Source organism: Schaalia suimastitidis DSM 15538, assembly GCF_000429105.1.
In the GTDB taxonomy this organism is placed as follows: domain Bacteria; phylum Actinomycetota; class Actinomycetes; order Actinomycetales; family Actinomycetaceae; genus Pauljensenia; species Pauljensenia suimastitidis.
This window is the reverse complement of the sequence record NZ_AUBF01000010.1, coordinates 18,183-38,585: the sequence shown is the minus strand read 5'-3', so window position 1 is coordinate 38,585 and position 20,403 is coordinate 18,183. Positions and strand designations below refer to the sequence as shown.

13 protein-coding genes are annotated in these 20,403 nt (G+C 56.3%); 3 read left to right on the top strand and 10 right to left on the bottom strand.

Features of this window, described 5'->3' with window-relative positions; genetic code table 11:
• Positions 1–8: 8 nt before the first annotated feature.
• The 3 genes from nagB to typA all read right to left on the bottom strand — a co-directional run bounded on the left by nagB (position 9) and on the right by typA (position 3,482).
• Complete coding sequence (gene nagB, locus G438_RS0105085; protein ID WP_026460409.1) at positions 9–788, bottom strand: glucosamine-6-phosphate deaminase; 780 nt, start codon at positions 786–788, stop codon at positions 9–11.
• 290 nt (positions 789–1,078) lie between these two features.
• Positions 1,079–1,360, bottom strand: coding sequence for an HU family DNA-binding protein (locus tag G438_RS0105080; protein ID WP_026460408.1), 282 nt, complete (start codon positions 1,358–1,360; stop codon positions 1,079–1,081).
• Positions 1,361–1,562: 202 nt separating this feature from the next.
• On the bottom strand, positions 1,563–3,482 hold the full coding sequence (gene typA, locus G438_RS0105075) for a translational GTPase TypA (RefSeq protein WP_026460407.1): 1,920 nt from the start codon (positions 3,480–3,482) through the stop codon (positions 1,563–1,565).
• A 214-nt stretch (positions 3,483–3,696) separates the two neighbouring features.
• Between typA and G438_RS0105070 the strand changes: the two genes are divergently transcribed.
• A complete protein-coding gene (locus G438_RS0105070; RefSeq protein WP_026460406.1) occupies positions 3,697–4,536 on the top strand; it encodes a D-hexose-6-phosphate mutarotase in 840 nt (279 codons plus the stop codon).
• A gap of 25 nt (positions 4,537–4,561) precedes the next feature.
• Positions 4,562–5,158 carry a 1-acyl-sn-glycerol-3-phosphate acyltransferase gene (locus tag G438_RS0105065; RefSeq protein ID WP_026460405.1) on the top strand — a complete coding sequence of 199 codons (597 nt, stop codon included), beginning with the start codon at positions 4,562–4,564 and terminating at the stop codon, positions 5,156–5,158.
• Positions 5,159–5,421: 263 nt separating this feature from the next.
• Here the strand turns inward: G438_RS0105065 and G438_RS0105060 are convergent, their stop codons facing one another.
• The 3 genes from G438_RS0105060 to G438_RS10910 all read right to left on the bottom strand — a co-directional run bounded on the left by G438_RS0105060 (position 5,422) and on the right by G438_RS10910 (position 10,605).
• Positions 5,422–6,756, bottom strand: a complete 1,335-nt coding sequence (locus G438_RS0105060; protein WP_034285269.1) for a carbohydrate-binding domain-containing protein — start codon at positions 6,754–6,756, stop codon at positions 5,422–5,424.
• Positions 6,757–6,864: 108 nt separating this feature from the next.
• Positions 6,865–7,575, bottom strand: a complete 711-nt coding sequence (locus G438_RS12555; protein ID WP_205618412.1) for a putative quinol monooxygenase — start codon at positions 7,573–7,575, stop codon at positions 6,865–6,867.
• 9 nt (positions 7,576–7,584) lie between these two features.
• Positions 7,585–10,605, bottom strand: coding sequence for a UPF0182 family membrane protein (locus tag G438_RS10910; protein WP_051259340.1), 3,021 nt, complete (start codon positions 10,603–10,605; stop codon positions 7,585–7,587).
• A 209-nt stretch (positions 10,606–10,814) separates the two neighbouring features.
• Here G438_RS10910 and G438_RS0105045 point away from each other — a divergent pair, with 209 nt between their 5' ends.
• The gene (locus tag G438_RS0105045) at positions 10,815–11,363 is read left to right on the top strand and encodes a PPA1309 family protein (protein ID WP_026460403.1); all 549 of its coding nucleotides are present in this window, start codon (positions 10,815–10,817) and stop codon (positions 11,361–11,363) included.
• A 67-nt stretch (positions 11,364–11,430) separates the two neighbouring features.
• Here the strand turns inward: G438_RS0105045 and G438_RS10905 are convergent, their stop codons facing one another.
• From G438_RS10905 to G438_RS0105025, 4 genes are all read right to left on the bottom strand, one after another.
• Entirely contained in the window at positions 11,431–12,600 is a 1,170-nt protein-coding gene (locus G438_RS10905) for a YlbL family protein (RefSeq protein WP_051259321.1), read from the bottom strand.
• On the bottom strand, positions 12,600–14,036 hold the full coding sequence (locus G438_RS10900) for a zinc-dependent metalloprotease (protein WP_051259320.1): 1,437 nt from the start codon (positions 14,034–14,036) through the stop codon (positions 12,600–12,602). Before G438_RS10900 ends, G438_RS10905 begins: the two co-directional genes overlap by 1 nt.
• Before the next feature lie 106 nt (positions 14,037–14,142).
• Positions 14,143–15,312, bottom strand: coding sequence for a zinc ribbon domain-containing protein (locus G438_RS10895; RefSeq protein ID WP_034285266.1), 1,170 nt, complete (start codon positions 15,310–15,312; stop codon positions 14,143–14,145).
• 28 nt (positions 15,313–15,340) lie between these two features.
• A complete protein-coding gene (locus G438_RS0105025; RefSeq protein WP_026460402.1) occupies positions 15,341–20,389 on the bottom strand; it encodes a hypothetical protein in 5,049 nt (1,682 codons plus the stop codon).
• Positions 20,390–20,403: the final 14 nt, after the last annotated feature.

The following is a 20,403-nucleotide window of genomic DNA, read 5'->3' as shown; positions in this document are numbered from 1 at the left end:
AGTCGAGATCACAACGGGAGTTGCTCTTTTTCCCACACTTCGTTATAGAAGTCGACCATCTCCAGACGCGAGGCGGCGGCCCGGTCAAGCAAAACGATCGTATTGTCGTGCATTTGGAGGATTGTGGCAGGCCAGCGCTGGCTGATCGGACCTTCAATCAGTTCACGCACAGCGTCGGCTTTGTTTTCCCCAGTGGCAATCATGAGGTTTTCGCGTGCCTCCATAATGGTGCCAAGGCCCTGAGTAATGCAGTGAGTGGGCACAGCGGTGATATCACCATCGAAGAAACGCGAGTTGTCGCGACGTGTCTGGTCGGTAAGGACACCCACGTGCGTACGCGACGTGAGGGAACCTGCTGGCTCATTGAAGCCAATATGGCCATCAGAGCCAATCCCAAGGACCTGCAGATCAATACCGCCAGCATCTTTAATTGCTTGGTCGTAGGCCGCGGCTGCCGCATGAGAGTCACCAGTCCATGCATTCGGACCGTGTGCCGCACCTGGAGCAAAATCGACGTGGTCAACAAGGTTGCGGTGAATGAAATTGGCGTAGCCTTCATAGTGGTCTTCAGGAAGACCAATGTATTCATCGAGGTTGTAGGAACGTGCGTGCGCAAAGGATAGGCGCCCGGCCTTGTAACGTTCAATAAGCTCGGCGTACAGCGGCAGCGGTGTCGAGCCGGTGGCAAGACCGATAACAAACTCGGGCTTGCGTTGGTAGAGCGCTTCGATACGGTCAGCAGCAACGCTGGCGATCGTCGCCTCGTCGGGAAGGATTGCAATGCGCATCAGCTTCTCCTGGTCGTTGGTAACGTGCATCTTTATTAGCAGTCCAACAAAGCATAGCCCTCGCCTCAGAAAAACGCCTAACGGCATGTATTCCCACTGCCCCCACACCGGCCTACGCAGCCAACCACGGCATGCCGCCTCGGCACGCAGGCACGCAACCACCTTAGCCCGTGGTCTCACCGCAGCCCGTGGTGCCCTCAGCCCGTGGTCTCACCTCAGCCCCGCTGCCACCGCAGAAAAGGTTGTGCCCACCTCATCGAGGCGGGCACAACCAATAGTCAGTGAACTAATCAGGCAGAAACGGCCTTCTTCAGAGTCGAGCCAGCGGAGAGCTTCACGCCAAAGCCAGCAGGAATCTGGATTTCTTCACCAGTGCGGGGGTTGCGGCCGGTACGAGCGGCGCGCTCAACACGCTCCACGGACAGCAGGCCGGTTACCTTGACGGCTTCGCCTGCAGCGAGCGACTCAACCAGGACATCCTGGAAAGCCGTGAGGGCGGCATCTGCCTGAACCTTGGTCAGGCCTGCGCGCTCAGCGATCTTTGCAACGAGTTCGGTGCGGTTGACGGACATGTCGGAACCTCATTCTTTTCGTAGTCAGGGACCACAGTAGTGGTCACAAGGGAAACAGTACGGAATATGACACCCGATTGTCAGCTTTGAACCAGGATTTGAGCCAAAAGTGTTGCAATTCCCGCATTTTGGACGCTCACAGCGGCTCCGAAGAGGAAAAATAATGCCTCGCGTCACATTCGGACGTATTGCGCGGCGCACGTTAACGTTGAGCGCGACGCTCCCGGGCAGCAATCTTAAACCGCTCCTGCGAATCCAAAACGACCTTCCTGATACGCACCGCATCGGGGGTCACTTCGACGCATTCATCATTAGCGGCATACTCCAAGGACTCTTCCAAAGTGAGGCGACGAGACGGTGTCAACGATTCATACACATCAGCAGTCGCCGACCGCGTATTCGTTTGCTTCTTCTCGCGGGTGATATTGACGTCCATATCTTCGGCGCGCGCATTCTCACCCACAACCTGCCCCTCATAAACCTCAGAGCCAGGCTCAATAATGAAGCTGCCGCGTTCTTGAAGGTTAATCATGGCGTAAGGGGTAGCCTGACCTGGGCGGTCAGCAACCAAAGACCCGGTGAGACGCTGTTCAATGACGCCCTGCCACGGCGCATAGCCCTGCGCAATTGACGAGGCAATGCCTGTACCTCGCGTTTCTGTGAGGAACCGCGTCCTAAAACCAATGAGGCCACGCGCAGGCACAAGGAACTCCAAACGAATCCACCCGGAACCGTGGTTCGCCATCGTCTCCATACGGCCTTTACGCTGCGCCATGAGCTGCGTAACGGCACCCAAGTGCTCCTCGGGAATGTCAACGGTCATCCGCTCCATCGGCTCGTGGGTAACGCCATCAATATCCTTAGTCACCACCTGCGGTTTTCCAACGGTCAGTTCGAAACCTTCCCGACGCATCTGCTCAACCAGAATCGCTAAGGCCAGTTCGCCTCGTCCCTGCACCTCCCACGCGTCAGGCCGTTCTGTGGGAACAATCCGCAGCGACACGTTACCTACCAGTTCACGATCAAGGCGATCTTTTACCTGACGTGCTGTGACCTTCGCACCTTTGACACGGCCCGCCATGGGCGAGGTATTGATACCAATAGTCATGGAGATCGCAGGATCATCCACTTTAATCAGCGGCAAAGGACGCGGATCATCAAGGTCAACCAAGGACTCACCAATGGTGATGTCCTCAATACCAGCAACCGCAACAATGTCGCCGGGGTCGGCCTGCTCAGCCGAGTGGCGTTCCAAACCTTCGGTGCGCAAAAGTTCCGTGATGCGCACCGATTTCGTTGTGCCATCGTGCCGCGCCAAACCAACAGTGGCTCCCTTCTTCAAGGTGCCGTTATGTATGCGTAGCAACGCGAGGCGCCCAAGAAATGGGGAGGCATCCAGGTTAGTGACGTGGGCTTGAAGGGGCGCATCCTCATCGAACGTGGGACCTGGGATGCGTGTGAGGATCGTACGAAAAAGCGGCTCAAGATCCTCGGTGGGCAGCTGCCCGTCCCCCGGGTTTGTCAAAGACGATACACCAGCTTTCGCGGATGCATAGACGACGGGCACGTCAAGCAAGGCATCAACATCTGCTTCAACACCCTCGTTCAACAGGTCTTCAGCCAACGACAACAGAAGGTCCGTCGTTTCGGATACCACTTCCTCAATGCGCGAGTCCGGGCGATCCACTTTGTTGACAACAACAACCACCGGCAGTTGTGCTTGGAGCGCCTTACGTAAGACGAAACGCGTTTGAGGCAAAGGTCCCTCTGAGGCGTCAACCAGCAGAACCACACCGTCAACCATTGACAATCCGCGTTCGACTTCCCCTCCAAAGTCTGCGTGACCAGGCGTATCAATGACGTTAATGGTGACGCCATTGGTCATGCCCAGTTCTTGTGCAGCCGGACCGGCGTAGTGCACGGCGGTATTCTTCGCAAGGATTGTGATCCCCTTTTCTCGCTCAAGATCACCTGAGTCCATGACACGCTCGCCAGTTTTTTCAACGGTAGCGCGATCGCTAAACGCTCCTGACTGCCACAGCATGGCATCCACGAGTGTGGTTTTCCCGTGGTCAACATGTGCGACGATAGCGACATTGCGCAGGTCTGAGCGTTGCGGCATAGGGTTCCTCCTCAAGGGGACGTCACACATGTCCTAAGATGGGCAGTCGGCAGCCTCGGGAATATCGAGGGTAGATGACGTCACGTTGACCTCCAGCGTATCGGTTCTTTGCCCTGGGGCCATCCCCCGACGCTTGCGAAATACACCACGGTTATACGGGCGATACTGTGAAACCGGTCGTCAGAGGTAGTTCAAACATCATAAAATTACCTGCATGACTACGGTCGATCCCCTCAGCATCTCTTCGCTGGACTCACACGGCACAGCTGTACCGTACGGTGCTCAAGTGCTCACCTGGGCACCCCAGGGTGAGCGCCCTGTTTTGTGGATGCCTCGCACGACACCTCCCCTTGACGGCGAGGCCATCCGCGGAGGTATTCCCATATGTCTTCCGTGGTTTAGCCGACCTGATCGTTCGCCCGTGCTCAGCGTACCCACCACGCTTCGGCATGGTTTTGCCCGTACGTCCTGCTGGAGTGCCCAGCGTATTGACGAGGCAACGGTACGTTTTGCTCTGAATCACCGCCCCGAGGCGCACGACGGGGTCTTTCCTCATGCGTTCGCCGCTGAGCTTGTCGTCACCAGTGGCACCTGCCTCACCCTTGCTCTGACGCTCACTAATAGTGACAATCATGCCTTCGACCTTGAAGTGGCGTTACATACCTATTTTGCAGTTGGTGATGTCAAGGATGTCACCCTGTGGGGCCTTGAGGGCGATACGTGGCGTGACGAAGGTGTAGGCCCTTCCCATATTCAACACGGCGAAGTGCTCCTTGTTGGACCCATTGACCGCGTCTACGATTCACGGTCCACGGTGACAATACGTGATCCCCGATGGCTGCGAGAGATCACCGTGGAAAAGCAAGGCTCAGACTCAACCGTTGTCTGGTCTCCATGGCTTGAGGGATGCCAATCGCTTGCCGACGTTCTGTGTGATGAGTGGCAGGATTTTATCTGTGTCGAATCCGGTAATATTCGGGACAATGCCATGCATCTTGAGGCCGGACAGTCCCACACTGTGTCGGTGTCAATCTCGGTAGATCCGCTCGACTAACACTGGCGTGCCAGAAAGAGAATATATGCGTATCCGCAAAGCCATTGCCTGCACATTCCTGCGCCTGTCGCGCTGGTCTTTTTCCCATGAACCCCTGCCTGACCAGGTTATTGTCATTGGAGCACCCCATACGTCGAACTGGGATGGCGTATTTATGGCGGTAGCATTTTGGAGCCTAGGACGACCGTTTTGTTTCCTTGTGAAGGATTCGTTGGTGAAGGCCCCCGTTTTAGGTCCTTTCATCCGTTGGGTGGGTGGTATCGGTGTGGACCGTAGTCGCGGCAACGGGATTGTCGAGGCGGTGGCGCGGATGGCTGACCAGGCTCGCGCGCGCGGTGAAACCTTCACCATTGCGATCACCCCCAAAGGGACCCGTTCGCCTCGTCCCTATTGGAAATCAGGCTTCTATCGGATTGCTCGCGAAGCGGATATTCCCATTCAGTTGGGTTTTGTTGACCGCAATTCCATGTCTTTTGGGTGGGGACCGACTGTGCATCTCACAGGTGATACGAAGGCGGATATGGACGTGATTCGCCGCTTCTACGCACCTATGGCGGGGGTGCGGGCTGACAAGACCTCTGTACCTCGTCTTCGGATGGAAGACGACGAGAGTCAGGCTTAGCCGCAGGCCTGCGCACTATGGTGACGCGCATAGACGCATGAGGGAACTGCCGTATCTTTCTACGCGTATTCGACGCGCATTGTCACTTGTGGTGATTGTGTGTGACGACGATACGAATGGGAGCAGGTTCCGTTTTTGTCGGAACCTGCTCCCATTACCGTGTAGAGGCTGATACTGCTCTTTGTCAACGCACTATTCCGTAAGCTGCGACGGCGTACCTGTCGGTGCGTGCTCTTGGCCTCGCCTGCTGCAGTCAGACTTTGTTATTGGCGTGGTGCTCGACCAGCGCCAGGCCCCATGCCTCCCCCAAGCTGGGATGCTGACGTGATCTGTTGGCCGTTTGCTGTGACTGTGGCACCGTTCAGTGTGACAGTGCCATTGCCGTCAATCGGTGAGTCCCCTCCGTTTTGTGCGGAGTTGATGGTGATGCTGCCGCCGGTGAGTGACACACCACCGTTAGAGTCCAGTCCATCAAAACCAGCGTCAATCGTGACGCTACCGCCGCTGATGGTGAGCATTGACCCATCGTCGGCTTCCCTGTTTTGACTGCTGGACTCGATGTAGGTGGTGGCATTGATGCCGTCATCGGAGGCAACAATTGACACATCGCCACTACTGATGGTGAGGTACATCGATTCCAAGCCTTCTACTGAGGATTGAATGTCAATGGTGCCACCGGAGATTTCCATTGCCTGCTCTGCTTTTATGCCGTCGTCGCCGGCATTAATGGTGATCTGACCGCCACCAATGAGGATCCATCCTCGTTGTTCGTCTTCAACGTTGTCGGACTTGAGCGCATCGCCGCCAGCTTCAATGGTGATCGCTGCCGAATGAACAACGACGTAGTCTTTGCCGCGGATACCGTCATCAGCTGCTGTCGCGTGAATAGTGCCCGATACGATGACCAAACCATCGGAAGAGGAGATCGCGTCATTAGTATTGCCGGTGACATTCAGAGTGCCTTCACCAGCCAGGGTAAGGTCTGCTTTCGAGGCAATGGCCGCCACAGGCGTGGAATCATCGGCCACCGTGTATCCGCTTCCATCAGCGATAGTGTTGGTCGTTCCGGCGGCCGTGTACACCAACACTTCGTCAGCGATGGTTACAGCGATGCCGGTACCTGCGCTATTGGTGATATTCACGCCGTTAAGGATGAGTGTGACACGTTGATCATCTGCGACAGTAACCACAACTTGGCCGTTGCTCAGGCTACCTGAAAGCTCATAAACACCGCCCTCAGTAATGGTCACCGTGTTACCGGACACGGTGACACCTGCAGCACTTGAGGCGGAGGCATTGTCTGCCAAGGTGACGCTTTGTACTTCGGAGGCCTCCCACGTCAAGTCGTCGGCATCAAAGTGAGTGTCAATACTGGCTAATTCGGTGGTGCCGCCTGCTGCGGTCCATGCGCTGGCATTAGCTGTTGTACCGCTGCTGGTTTCTTCGGAACTTGTTGTTGTCGAGGCCGCGGTCTGGGTTTGCGTAGTTTCTGCGGGTGCTGCTGTTGAGGTCCCGCAAGCAGCGAGGCCAGCCGCCACCGCAAGCGCCGCGAGCGCAGCTGTGATTTTCTTTGTTGTACCTGGTACTGAACGTGCCACAATTTCCTCCTAGTGGTGGGCAGGTGCTGCGCAGGAGCGCATTGCCCTTGTTGTCCCCTATTCCACCTGGGGTTTCTATGAGGAAGCTGTGGAGGCACTTGGGTGTACTTATGATCCGCGTGGCAGTTGGGTCCATTCCATGCCGATACCCGGTACCACTGAGAATATCCGGTACGCATAGTCTGCGGCATCCTCAATAGCGTCGGCCACGTCTTCGCCGCCGCTCACAAGGTCAATCGTGCACACAGCGTCACCAGCACCAGCACCAGCACCAGCACCAGCACCAGCACCAGCACCAGCACCAGCACCAGCACCAGCACCAGCACCATTATCGTGTTCAGCATGCAGGCGCACTGACCACCCACCACGGCCTCGCACGCCGTTTATATCGCAATGAAGACCCTCACGAAAAATCTCCACTGCCTGCGCGAGGGTATCGGCATCAGCGTGGCTGAGCCTTACACGCAGGATTGCGGTAAGTTCCTGCGCTCCCGGCTGCCATAACCATTCGTAGTCGATGCGGTAAGGGTCAGGTGCATCAACCGTGGTGATTTGATACCGGCGCTCAATACTGCGTGTCGCCGCGCCCCATCGGCTAGCGGCGACGCGCTGTTGATGCGTCTCAAAAGCATCGCGGCTCATGAATCGTTCTGACACCACCCACACCAAAGGATCTTCGGTTCGCTCAACAACGAAGCGCAGACACCCCTGCTCAGCCTGCGTCAAAGTAATGTGGGCAGGCAATTCATCACGCACACACGCCGTTTCTTCCTTCGTGCGACAAATCAGTTCACCCTCAAGTACGACGTGTTCAGCCATAGGCACCCCTCACTGCGCAGTGGTGGTTTGAGCAGCGCTGTCAGTCGCCTCAGTACCGGTCGCTGCCCCACTTTGAGCTGTATCAGTCACACCTGGAATCGGCATACCAAGTTCTGTCTGCGCCGCAATGGCATCAGCGATGGCCCTATTTAAGTTCTCTTGGGCACTGCCGAAGGCTGCCCAGTCACCCGCCACACGAGCAGCGTCAGCGGCCTTCATTGCTTCTGATGCAGCAGATAATGCCTGACTCAGTCGCTCTTGGGCACTCGTGGGAGTCATCGTCTCAACGCCACTGGCATCTGTTGTCCCGGCACTTGTCGACGTGTCAGCCACCGTAGCCGCCGAATCACCACCGAAGGTCTGGTCAAGAGATTCCTCCAAAGTTGGAGCAAAACCAACCTGATCGCCAAAAGCGGTGAGCACAAAGCGCAAAATCGGGTACTGGGCGTTGCCGGAGCCTTGGATATAGACCGGCTGCACATACAGCAATCCACCGCCAACTGGCAGGGTAAGCAGGTTCCCGCGAATAACCGTGGAATCTGACAGGTTCAAAATGTTGAGTTGTGACGCGATCTGGTTATTCGTGTCGTAGGCGTTCTGGATCTGCCCCGGGCCAGGTACCGTCGTTGACGCTGGCAAAGCAATCAGGCGCAGTTTACCGTAGCCTTCACGGATTTTTCCTGGCTCATTGCCCGTTTCAGAATCAACTGCAAGGAAGCCCGCCATTGCCTCGCGACGCGACTCACCACCTGGCACAAAGACAGAGGTCAGCGAGAACTCAGCCGTGGGCTGCCCTGGCATCTGCATAGTGAGGTAGTACGGAGGTTGCGCGGCAGGCACAGTGACCTGATTACCCTCGGCATCCACTGCAGTCGTTGTAGCGCCTGCCGCTGTCGATGTTTCCTGTGCGAGGCGCCAACGGTCACCACCGGTGTAGAAATCAGAACCGTTGGTCACGTGGTAGCTGGTCAGCAACTCACGTTGCACCTTAAACAGGTCCTCAGGGTACCGCAGGTGACTCATGAGATCGCCAGAAATCTGCGAGAGGGGGGAAACAGTATCGGGATACACCTTCATCCACGTCGACAAGATCGGATCGCGCTGATCCCATTGGAACAGCTTCACTGAACCGTCGTAAGCATCCACCACTGCCTTAACGGAGTTACGCATGTAATTAACCGTATTCGTGTTAACGAATGCTGCGGCCTGGGTAGAACGTGAATCCAAGGTGGACTGGTCAAGGGCGCGATGCTGCGCATAGGGATAGTGGTTGGTGGTCGTATAGCCGTCAACAATCCACACGAGCCGTTTGGGCGTTGCTGGGTCATCGTCCATATCGACGACAGCAGGATACGCTTCCTGTTCCAACGTCAGATACGGCGCGACCTTTGAGACACGCAGCAGCGGATCACGGTCGTAGAGAATCTGCGATGCCTCATTAGTTTGGGACGAGAAGAAGATATCGGTGGAGGCAAATTTGATGGAGTACAACAATTTGTTCCACACGTTACCCACTGACGGGCCGCCGTTGCCTTTAAAGGTAGTGGACACTTGTCCGCCGGGGGCATTGTCATCTGGATAGTCAAGTTCCTGGTCAGGCGCACCATCCGGTGCGCCAACAATCGAATAGTGGGTGACTGAAGGCGAGAAATAGACACGCGGTTCGTACTCGCCCATTTCACCAACTGATGGGATTGATTGTTCCCAGTATGACGGCAAACCGCCTGGTGTGACGGTATTACCATATGCAGCTACCACACCAAAACCATGGGTATAGACCGTATGCATATTGGCCCAAGTTCGTTGTTCCTCAGACAGGCCAGCAAGGTTGAGTTCCCGCATTGATATCACAGTGTCACGTTTTTCGCCGTTGACGGTGTAGCGGTCAACGTAGAAACCGTTGGTAAACCCATAGTAAGGACGAGACTGCTGCAACTGCTGCACTGTTTTTTCAATGACCAGCGGATCAAGAAGGCGAATCTGTGAGGTTGTTTGTGTGTCAGCGCGAAGCTGGCCAGATTCCACTTCGGTTTTCGCGTCGTAGGTTTGATACTCAAGGTCGTCCAAACCATATGCCGCCAAGGTAGCGTCGATATTGCGCTGAATATACTCCGACTCCAACTGACGTTCATTGGGCACTACACGGAATTGTTGGATCAGCGCCGGGTACGCCATGGCCAGAACAACGGCAGATACAGCTGTGACTGCTACACCTGCAACTGGAAGGCGCCATGTGCCACGGAACGCAGCGAATACGAAAAGGATAGCCACGATTGCCGAGATCACGGCCAATATTGTCTGCGCTGGTAACGTTGCATGAATGTCGCTATACATTGCGCCATCCCAATTCGCCCCGCGCTTCGACAGCAGCGCGTAACGTCCCAACCAGTAGTTCACTCCGATAAGGGCGCTGACGATAGCGGCAAGGATTCCAGTGAGCAGGCGGGCAGGTTTGGATGCATGAGGGCGAGGCAGCAAGCGGATAGTGCCATACAGGTAGCTGATAACCAGTGCCGCGAGCAGCATAATGCCAGTAATCCGCAGGAAAATCTCTGCCACCAAGGCCAGCATCGGCAAAGTAAAGACGTAGAAGGAAATATCCAAACCGAACTCAGGATCGGTCACACCGAATGGTGTGCGGTTAAGGAAGGTGAGGACCGTCTGCCATTCCGTCGCCAGTCGTAAGCCGGTGGTTACGCCCAGGAAGAGTGCGACACCCCAAAATGCCAACCCGCGGATTGGTTCCAGAGCCTCACGGTAGCCTCGTAAATTAGCGGATTGTTCCCCGCGGGTGGCTGCTTCTCGCCGTTTCCACGACCATCCAAAGACCCAACGGGTCCCCAACGTTGTCAGCACAAAACCAATGAGGAATAGAGTGGCGACAGCGATCCAGCGTGTGAAAAGCACACGTGTGGATGACATTTGGTCGTACCACAAAATCTCAGTCCAAAACGACGCGGCCGAGTAGACAAATAACGCCAGTGCCGCCAATACGATCAGCACGATGGCACCAGGGCCAAGTTTCTTCATCTGCAATTGGGGCATCTGCGGGCGCTTTGGCTCATCGCCGTTGCCTCTGCCACCAAAGTCTGGGAAGGTGGGGAAGGTGCTCACTGAGGAGTCCTCTCATGCGTCGTGGAGTGTCGCATTAATCCTAGCGGCGCGCCTCGCCGCCTGCTTGGTAAGCAGGTGAGTACCGCTGCTGTGTACTGTCGTGTGAAGGATGCGAAAATACCTTTATGACAGACCCAATGATGCCCACTGCACGCCAGATTGCCCTCGCACACGTTGTTGTCGACATTGAGAAAGTGGCATCCCACGCAGGCTGGGATCATGCCCCATCGCTTTATGCCCTGGTGCCCACCGCACGCCTGCTGGAACACGGTGATCTTCCCGATGACATCGCGCAGAATCTTCGCAACGGGTGGGATGGTAGCGACGAGCACCTCAGCGCAATCATCCAAGACGACCTGAGTGAAGAGGACCTAGAGGACGTGCTGGGCCATTTAGCTTGGCCAGAACAAGTCGTTGGCGCAGCACTGACTGTGGAACGAGTTGTTGTTCCCCCTCATGTGGAAGAATCTGCCCCAGCAGACCCAGAGGAGGCTCTGGCCTATGTGCAAAATCATCCTGAGCGCACGGATGTGCGTCTTGCCGTGGGCGCGCTACGCAGTGGTGAAACATGGTCGGCGATCCGTAGTCGCACCCATGATGCTGACGACAAAGTAGGCCAAGCCAGTGCGCTTGCTCCTTCACTTGCCGAGGCGTTGTTGGCTTCCCTGAATTAGTTGCCCGACAGGACAGGAGGCAACAGCCAGGACAGGAGGCGACAGCGACGCTGTCGCACAGTTGCCACTATCCCTGCACGCTTTGGCAGGTAGGAAGTGCTTCACCGCTGCCTTGTGCGATAGCGTCAACCGCAGCCCGCGCCTCGGAAAGCGTGCCCACAGAGACCACACGCAAGCCTTCGGGCACATTCCCCACCACATCAGAGCAGTTATCCTGCGGCGCAAGGAACCATGTGGCACCATCGCGCACAGCACCCCACATCTTCTGTTTGATTCCGCCGATGGCCCCCACCTCCCCATCAAAGGTCAAGGTACCGGTTCCCGCAATCACCTGACCGCCAGTCATATCACCAGCCGTTAGACGATCAATAATCCCTAAGGCAAAGACCATGCCAGCAGAGGGGCCCATAATATTTTCAAGCTCAATGCCCACCTCAATGGGCAGAGTCGCTTCAGGCTCTAAGTACAACCCCAGTTTGGAACCCTCCTCAGGTTGGCCGTCAGCACCAACCGTCCCTATCGACGTCACATCAACAGTAACGGTCTCACCATTGCGGACCACTGTGACATTCAGCTGAGATTCCGGCGCCACTGACTTCATGACACGAAATGGCACCGATGGGCTATCGACCTGATGAACTGTGCCATCAGGCGTCGTGATGGACACAAGAACATCGCCTTCCATCAATTTGCCCACCGCATGGGAGCCCTCAACAACGCCCACGACTTTAATCGTTGCTGGCACGTCCCAGCCCAATTCTTCCAAGGCCGCCACGGTTGATGCGGACTGCGCATTCGACATCTGCGCTTGACCTGCGGCAGTCACATCGTCGCTAGTGACATCGGGACCGTATATATCGCTGTAACGATGAATAGTGTTACGGGAATCAAGCCATTTGAGGAAGAGTTCAACAGTACTAAGAGAATGCCCTGGGCCGCCGCTTTCGCTGACCGTTACTAAGCGTATCTGCCCCGAGGCGTCACCAGCCTCATGCAGCGGGTCAAGCGTGAGCGCATCCCCTGTCTGCGGGTCGGTCCCTGAAATGTCAAGGATGGGGTTGCCTCCCAGACTGCCGCCCACGTCAACGGTAGGTCCCGGTGATTCAACGACGAAGGGCACCGGGATAAGTGTGAGTGCCAAACCAATTGCAACCACCCCCGACCAGGCAATTATCCCAGTGGCTATGCGGCGCTTCGGACGAAGAGTCGCCGTATCGTCGTCATGATATTGCGCCACTACTTATCCACCTCGGGATCCATACCTTCGGCATACCCCATGGTGCCGTCAAGCAAAGCGGTCAAGGCCTGGTCAATATCGGCGTCTTGTTCACGGGCGGCTTGCCGCATCACAAGGAATGCTTCAGGCATGTCAAGATCTGATGATGCTGGCGTCATATGCGGGTGATCCCACAATGCGTCACGGCCAGCGCGACCTTCTTCGGCCTCGACAATGCGGAAAAGCTCAGCCGCTCCCCTGGCACGCCGCGGCCGCATGTGCAGCCCAATCAGGCGCCCCAACACCTGTTCGGCAGGCGCACCGGTTGCGCGACGGCGACGTAGCATTTCCGACAGTTGTTCAATGTGAGGCAAATACGGTGCAGCAGCGCGGAAGGACACCACTTCCACCCAGCCCTCGACCAAAGCAAGTAGCGTTTCGAGGCGCTCCAAGGCTTTGGCCTGTTCAACAGTAGGTTCGCTGGCAAATACTCCACCTGCGAGCGCTTGCTCCATCGATTGTGGATCCGACATATCCACCGACGCCACTGATGCAGCAATTTCCTCGGTATCAATCGCAATATGTGCAGAGTAGGTCTCCACCGCTCGAATAAGGTCACCGGCAAGCCACGGGACAGCGTGGAAAAGACGCTGGTGTGCGCATTCACGCACTGCAAGATACTGTTGCACCTCCTCAAAAGGAATATCGAGTCCATCAGCAAATGAATCGACATTATGCGGGACTAATACGCTGACCCCACTGCCCGCAAGTGGAACACCCACATCGGTGGAGCCGACACTGTCGGTTGCCAGGCTCGCAAGGGCTTCCCCAACCTGAGCAGCAAACATCATTGAGGCCAAGCGCGGCATCATCTGCTTACTCTGCCCCAACAGAGAGCGCACTTCCTGAGGCAGCATCGCGCCATCATCGTCCTGGTCGTCAGCACCACCCATGTGTGACGCCAACGTATCAACGAGGGCACGCGACACATTCGTTGCAACCGGCTCGCAGATCCGTTGCCACATGGGAATAGTCGCGTCAATCCATTGCACGCGGGAACAGATTGTGCGTTCCACTTGTCCGGGAACAAAGTCAGTGACGGCATCAATCCATAGGTCCGCCACGCTCATGGCATTACGCGCACGTTCGGCTTGAGAGGCCGTGGGGGCAGGGTCACCCGCCGTATATGCCTTTTGAACAGCAATATCGCGCGCCATTTTCCAGTTTACTGGCGAGGTCGACGTATCAAGAAGGTACTTGAATTGTCCCAAGGCTGCCTGCATGTGCGAAGGAGAGCCGATTACCTCGTTGACTACGCTGGGATCAATACCGGAGGCTTTCATTGCACGCGCAGCTTCCGCGCCTGCTTCCTCCCCGAGAAGTCCGCGGAAGAATGCTTCGAGCGCGGCATCGTTGTCGTCTGGGTTATCTCCAGTTCCAGGTGTCTGGCTATTCATAGTCTGACATTACCGCGCCCAGTTGGGTGAGCGCCTGAGATGACCTGTAGGTGTGCTGTGAGATGGGACCTTCCTTGTTCAACTATCGCAGTGCTTCCCCACTGGGTCACCCCACTACCGGCGTCCCGCAGTATGGACAAAAACGCGCATCACCATGGAGTTCCGCCCGACAGTTACCGCATACCTGCGATACGGCACCATCCACGCGCCGCGCTACCGGCCGTCCAGGAGATGGAGGGACTATTCCTGCCTCACCGTGCCCAAATGCGGGTTGTGCTTGTGTCTGTTCAGCTGCTTCGTACAGCGCAGCAAACCAGGTCAATATGCTGTTGGTCGCCTCCTGCGTACTGTACGAGTGGTGGCTCACCGTCACACCATGTTCCTGCATGGGCAGGAAGGTAAAAAGGTGGTTGGTAATTGCTGTTGGCATCAGAAGCAGGCTGCTCAGATCCGCCCGGTTTCCGTCCATCATCACACTGGCGTGAGCACCAGTGGAACCAAGCCAACTGGTGATGACCTCGGTCCCCATTAACCTCACACGATCCCCGAAAGCCCACTTGGCCTCGTGCCGAGTCAGGAAACCTAAAGCGCATGCCCGTTCAAGGTGCCCCTCTAGCAGCTCGATATTCCACTGTTCAAGTTCGGGAAGCACCCCCAAAAGGGTCGGTATTTGCCAGCGCCAATCACGACTCGCCAAAGACCGACGGAACAGGTCAACGAAGTGCAGTGTGTCAAATGTTTCATCAAGCGTTGGGCGGTAGTCAAGCATACTTTCAAAATACGCCCGTTGATACATGTCGATGCTATGCAGGAGGCACAGGAAAACATGCAGATCTTCTCCTTCCGAAAACAGCGGTGGAGAGGCGTAACTGGCCGACGAGGCAGAGATACTGAGCCACCACTGAACGAAGATAGCTGCGTTAGCAAAATGCAGTACAAGCACTTCACCATCCCTGCTGCGCATATGTGCCACTACCGCGCCGCCGGAACGTGATAGGAGCACCTGGTAATGTTCAGGCGCCGTCACACTTCCTCCTCGGCGGCACTCAATTTTCACCAGGGGTGCCACGAGAGCATGCGTAATTGGCACGCAATGCGGGCTGCGCATGATGGCATCCAAATATTGTGATGGCTCCCCTAGGCTCATCTCTTGTCCGTCACCCCAGTAGGGTGACAGAGGGTTTGGTGTGATACTGACCTGTCGAGCAAGGTGCGCGACGTCGCTTGGCGCTATTTTGAAAATATCAATGGCGTTGGCCTCATGTGGTGTGTCCATTGCTGCCCCTTACGGATTGATACGTCTGTTATTTCCGTGCAATTTTGATTGCATCGATACGTCCCACAATTTTGTCGAGCAACGCGCCTGGCGTTTCAAAACCCAGTCCCTGCAAACGCTGTGCGCGCACCGCTGGAGCTAGGCGATTGTCAGTTACTACTTCAATGGCTGTGCGCATATTTTCTGGCATAGGTACGATGCGATACCCCATGTCCTGATAGCTTCGCTCAACGGTGTGAGCGATTGCAGCGGTCTTACCCAACTGTTCAAGTGCTTCCGTTTGATTGCGCATCACTTCTGCGGGCGTCGAACCGGCATTCCAGTATTGGTCAAATTTATGCTGCTCCATCAGGCCAAGCTGTTGAGGATCGATCATTGTGCCTTGTCCACGTCGGGTGAGTTCATAGCCGGTGGATGGGCGCATTGCTTTGCCGTCAACGATGACGTAATCCACTCCACTGTCGAGTTCAGCTTGTGTCACCTCGATCATGGGCCGACCATGTGTAGGAGAAGGAGGGATCATCGCGGTACGTTGGTCAGAAAAATCTCGCGCTGCCGACAAATCAAATTGATCCATCGGTGTTTCCTCATGGAATTTTGCCCATTGTTGGAGACGCATCGACTGATCCATGCTGTCCCAGTCGGCATGTGGGAAGCGCCGCCTCGCCTCGGCGAGGTTATACCCAGAGTTATCTGCAAAGGCTTCGTAATACACGTCCTCCCATTCGCTCTTGGGGATCTCCACCCATTCTGGCCCATTGGGACCTGGCACGAGTTTTTCGACAACTACGTCATTGTCGGTGTTGATACTCCACTGTTTGGGATCGCTGCCGGGGGTACGCACGGTCCGGCAACGCACTTGGTCAGCCTCGAGGTCGGGGTATTTCGTGCGGATGTGATCCTCCACCTGTCCGTAGGAGGGTCGATATACCTTCTCCTCCATTGCCTGGTTGAAAGCCGTTTGCACGCCGCGCGCTTCCTGCGGTGTCAGCTGTGAGCCGAGTCCTTCCATCTGCTCAATCTTCTTCAAGGTCCGCATTGAGGCTTGATCGGATTTGAGGCGCATGAGGTCGTCAACTGTGAGGTCTTCACCACGCAGCGTTTTGTCGGCAATACCCCAGACGTTTTCTTCAGCTTGCAGTCTGTATTCCTGGTATCGAGCTTGTTCGGAAAGCAGATCGGCCTTTGTTGCATCAGGTAGGTCATCAAAATGTTCGACACTACCGCGCACTGTGCTGTGGGCTGCTGCTTGTGCCCTTTGGGCATCTGACAGGAGTTTCCCACTTCCTCCGGCACCGTCGCCGCCTAGTGCCTTTGGGCCAGGCGGCGTGTAGTCATCTGCGGAAAGACGAGGCGCCCGCACCGTTGTATCCGGCAACTTACCTTCCGCGCCATCACTCATGTCAACAAGGGTTTTGTTGACTCTGTCGAGGATTTCATCACCCCCTTCCTCAGTAATAAGGCCGAGGCCGCGACTCCATTGCTTGTTTTTGGTGGCAAGAAACTCAACCCCATCAACGATTCTGGTACTCGCAGCGGGGAAGTATTTGTCCATCGCCTCCGCTCCATATCTCATCCCCTTGCCCATTCCCCAGCCGATGAATTCACCAAGGAATTCACCCATCATGTAGCCACCGACAGCCTTGGCAGTCGCCTGCGTACCTGTTTCACCCGCAGCGATGCTGTCACTGACGCGGTACATCGCTTCGGCAACATCCATAACACCGTTGACCACGACAGCCCGCGTTGCCTCGGTAAAACCCCCGGAAAGTGCGGCAATCCCAACACGCGCCACAATCCCTTTCCACGAAATCGTGCCGTCACTATGTTCGCCCGTAATCACCTCCCGAGTCGTTTCAGCAGCAGCGTCAATCGTCCACCCAAGGTATTTATCCCAACCGTCTTCCCAACGCGGACCGGTGTCAGCCTCCGTTTTCCCTTCAATGCGGCTAGCGATTACTTGTCGAATTCGCCGCATTTTCTCAAGGTCGACTCGACCGCCACCTGTGAGTTTGTCTCTTTGCTCCTGTATCGCCGCCGATATATCTCCGGGCCCACCATCGTGCCCAATATTCCACTTGTCAGCTAGTTTCTCCATCTGTTCGAGCTGATGCCAACTGTCCGCAGCGGCGTCAAGATCCTTACTTGCGGCGTCCTGCCGCACCGCCATTTTGGCTAAATCACTCAATGCCCGCTGACGGTCCTCTGCGACACTTTCCTGCCACTGCCTAAAGGTCGAAGGATCAAATTCGTTGCCGGTGTCTGTGTTGTACCACTGCCCGGTAGTCGCATCGAAGGCAATTTCGTAGCTTTGCCCATCGCCGTGGCCCACCAGGGTTTCGGTTTGGCCATGTCGCGGACCGTCATAGCCTGGTTCGTATTCGTAGCGCCATGTTTGCCCAGTTTCAGGATCGGTGTAATCAAAGCCTTCTTCCCAATTGGACTGTGTCGAAACCTCGGGTTCAGGCATTGCATCCGATCCTGGTGTCTGCTCAAAATCCACTGTGCCATCGTGACCTAAGGCGTCGACACGTGACGTTGTATCGTCTGCAAGCGGTGCAGCATCATGTGCGGGATCACTACCCTCAATGTCACCAATTTTCACCCGCGCCTGTGTCACCGTGGGCACCGAGCGCATACGGGTTGAACTGCCTGGTGCCACATCTGAGGAAGTCGGCGACCCGTCACGTAAAGAACCAGGCAATGGTGACTGGGTTGCACCCGAGCCAGGATCGTCCGTCCATGCTTTGGGTCCAAATCGTAATACTGTCGGAGGGTACGGTTCGCCAAAGCGAGGTTGAGTGGGTGACCACGGTGCCTCAGTGCCGTCAAGGCTAATGGGAAGATCGTCTGCGAAAGGATTAGTGGAGGTAGGTCTTTCCCTCCAATGCCGACCTACGCGGTTATACCCCTCGTCATTAAATCCACTCCAGTGGTATCCGTCTTTATCGTAACCTCTGCGGTCATATCCCCACGGGTCACGTCCGTTTCGGTCATACCCTTCAAAATCGAAACCTTGCCGGTCGTAGCCATCGCGGTCAAAACCATCAGCATTGAAACCGTCTTTCCCGTATCCCCACTCGTCGTAGTGCTTTTCAGGCTGTGGATCAGGCGTACCACCTTCCTCAGGGTCGACGTATCCGGCGCTGCCATGTGTGCGCAGCTCAGACCTACTGTGAGCAGGGTTCAGTACACTGTTATTGTCAACTTCGTCCGCTGGTAGACGCATGCGCTCAGCATTGCCTTTGACGCCGCTCTGAGTGATCGACTCACCTGGAACCTGTCCGCTTTGCCCGACGGATGCGGCAGGCATCGCGCCAGGTATGCCGGGCGTGCTGGATACAGGAGCATTTGGCGACGCAAGTGCCGCGGCACTTGGCGTAACGGGAACACCTGGCATGGCCTCGTCAGCACCTGGACGTGGCACGGGCCTCGGGCCAGGTAGTGGAGCACCCTGGGGCGGCGGTGAGTGCTGTGCTCCAATGGGGCTATGGGGTGCCATTTCCTGCGTACCGTAGCCACTGGGCATTGGCGAGGCGGCGCTACCTGCGCTGGGTATCGCACCTTGGGTGGGCATGGGTGCTTTGCCAGTGGGAATGGACGCTCCGCCGGTGGGTATGGGTGCATTGCCGGTGGGCACAGGGAAGGGCGACAGTGCAGGCGGCTGTCCAGTCGGCGGAGGTATCGAAGGAATGCGCATTCCGCTGCCCACGCCTGGATATGGCTGCTGTCCGCTCATCCCCGAAATTGGCAGACCCGAAGGGGTGCGTCCTGCACCTGGCATACCCGGACCTGGAGGCATACCGCCCCCGCCAGATATGGGTGGAAGCGGAGTGGTCGGCCCAACCGGAGGCACGCTGCCCCCACCGATCGCGCCGAGTACACCCAAAAGACTCACCACTGCACCGGGAACAACAACACCTATCACCGCCTGGGCTGTGGTTGCTGGACCGGGGATATTTCCAACCGCTCCTACCCCTGCGGGGCTCCCCGCCTCGCCAGCTGCTGTTTGTCCTGGTGCGCTAGTTGTTGGCTCGGTTGCTTCTTGATTCTGTTCGCCGGTAGAAGGAGGTGTGTCTGCTTCGCCCTGAGTCACCTCGAAATCCGGGGTCGCCATCACGTAGCCCATTCCTTGACCACCCGACTGCGCGTTGTGTGACCAAGTTGCGGGGTCAGAATCAACAACGGTGTAGGTTCCTTCGGGGATCACAATATTGGGATACACATGCCATCCAACGTTAGGGGCACCTCCTTGACCTGAGCCAGCTACCGCCTGCCATGGCCCATAAACAGTCCCATCATTGTGCTGTAATGCGATCGTTCCCGGTGACGCTCCCTGCCCGTCATTCCAGTGGTAGGTCAGTATTTCTGTCACGTAGTGCGGCATGTGAGCGACGAAAGTCAACGGCACCGTTGGACCGTTATACGCTTCCCCACCGTTCATCGTGTCGATAATCCGTTCGGGATCCGTCAGTGCTCGAATCCCACCGGTGTCCTCTGTGACGCTCTCTTGATCGACAAGGTCGGGGGCTTCCCTGGACAGCAGACCTGCTTGTTCCATGCCGTCTAGAAGTTCTTGAGCCATCACCATTGAGGCTGCAAAATCTGCGGATTCGGCAAATCCTGTGTCATAGAGCTCCACTACGACAAAATAGTCAGCCAAGACCACACCGACTCCGACACCACCGTTAGTCCTGTATTTCCTCACTTCGCTACCGCTGATTGTTTGGGTGTCAACCATTGTTTGTTCAACCACAGTGTCGACATATGTCAAAAGCGCATTTATCCCTGTTTGGTCGGTTGGCCCCACAACGCTGAGTACTCCATAGCCACTGCCATAGTCACCCATGGCACCAGTCATATCGATATCAAAACCGGTCTGCTCTTCAATTCCGGTATCGACCTCAACATTTGTGAAATGGCTGCCTGCAACTGCCGTCACGATATCGGGCACGCTTGCTGCCATCGCAGGTCGAGGCAGTGCCACGTAGGTCGTGACAAGAAGCGCCAGCAGCCCGTACTTCACCAACCTATTGACGCAGTATTCTGCTCGCCGAAAGGTATTTCGATGCGACATCGGAGCCACCTCCT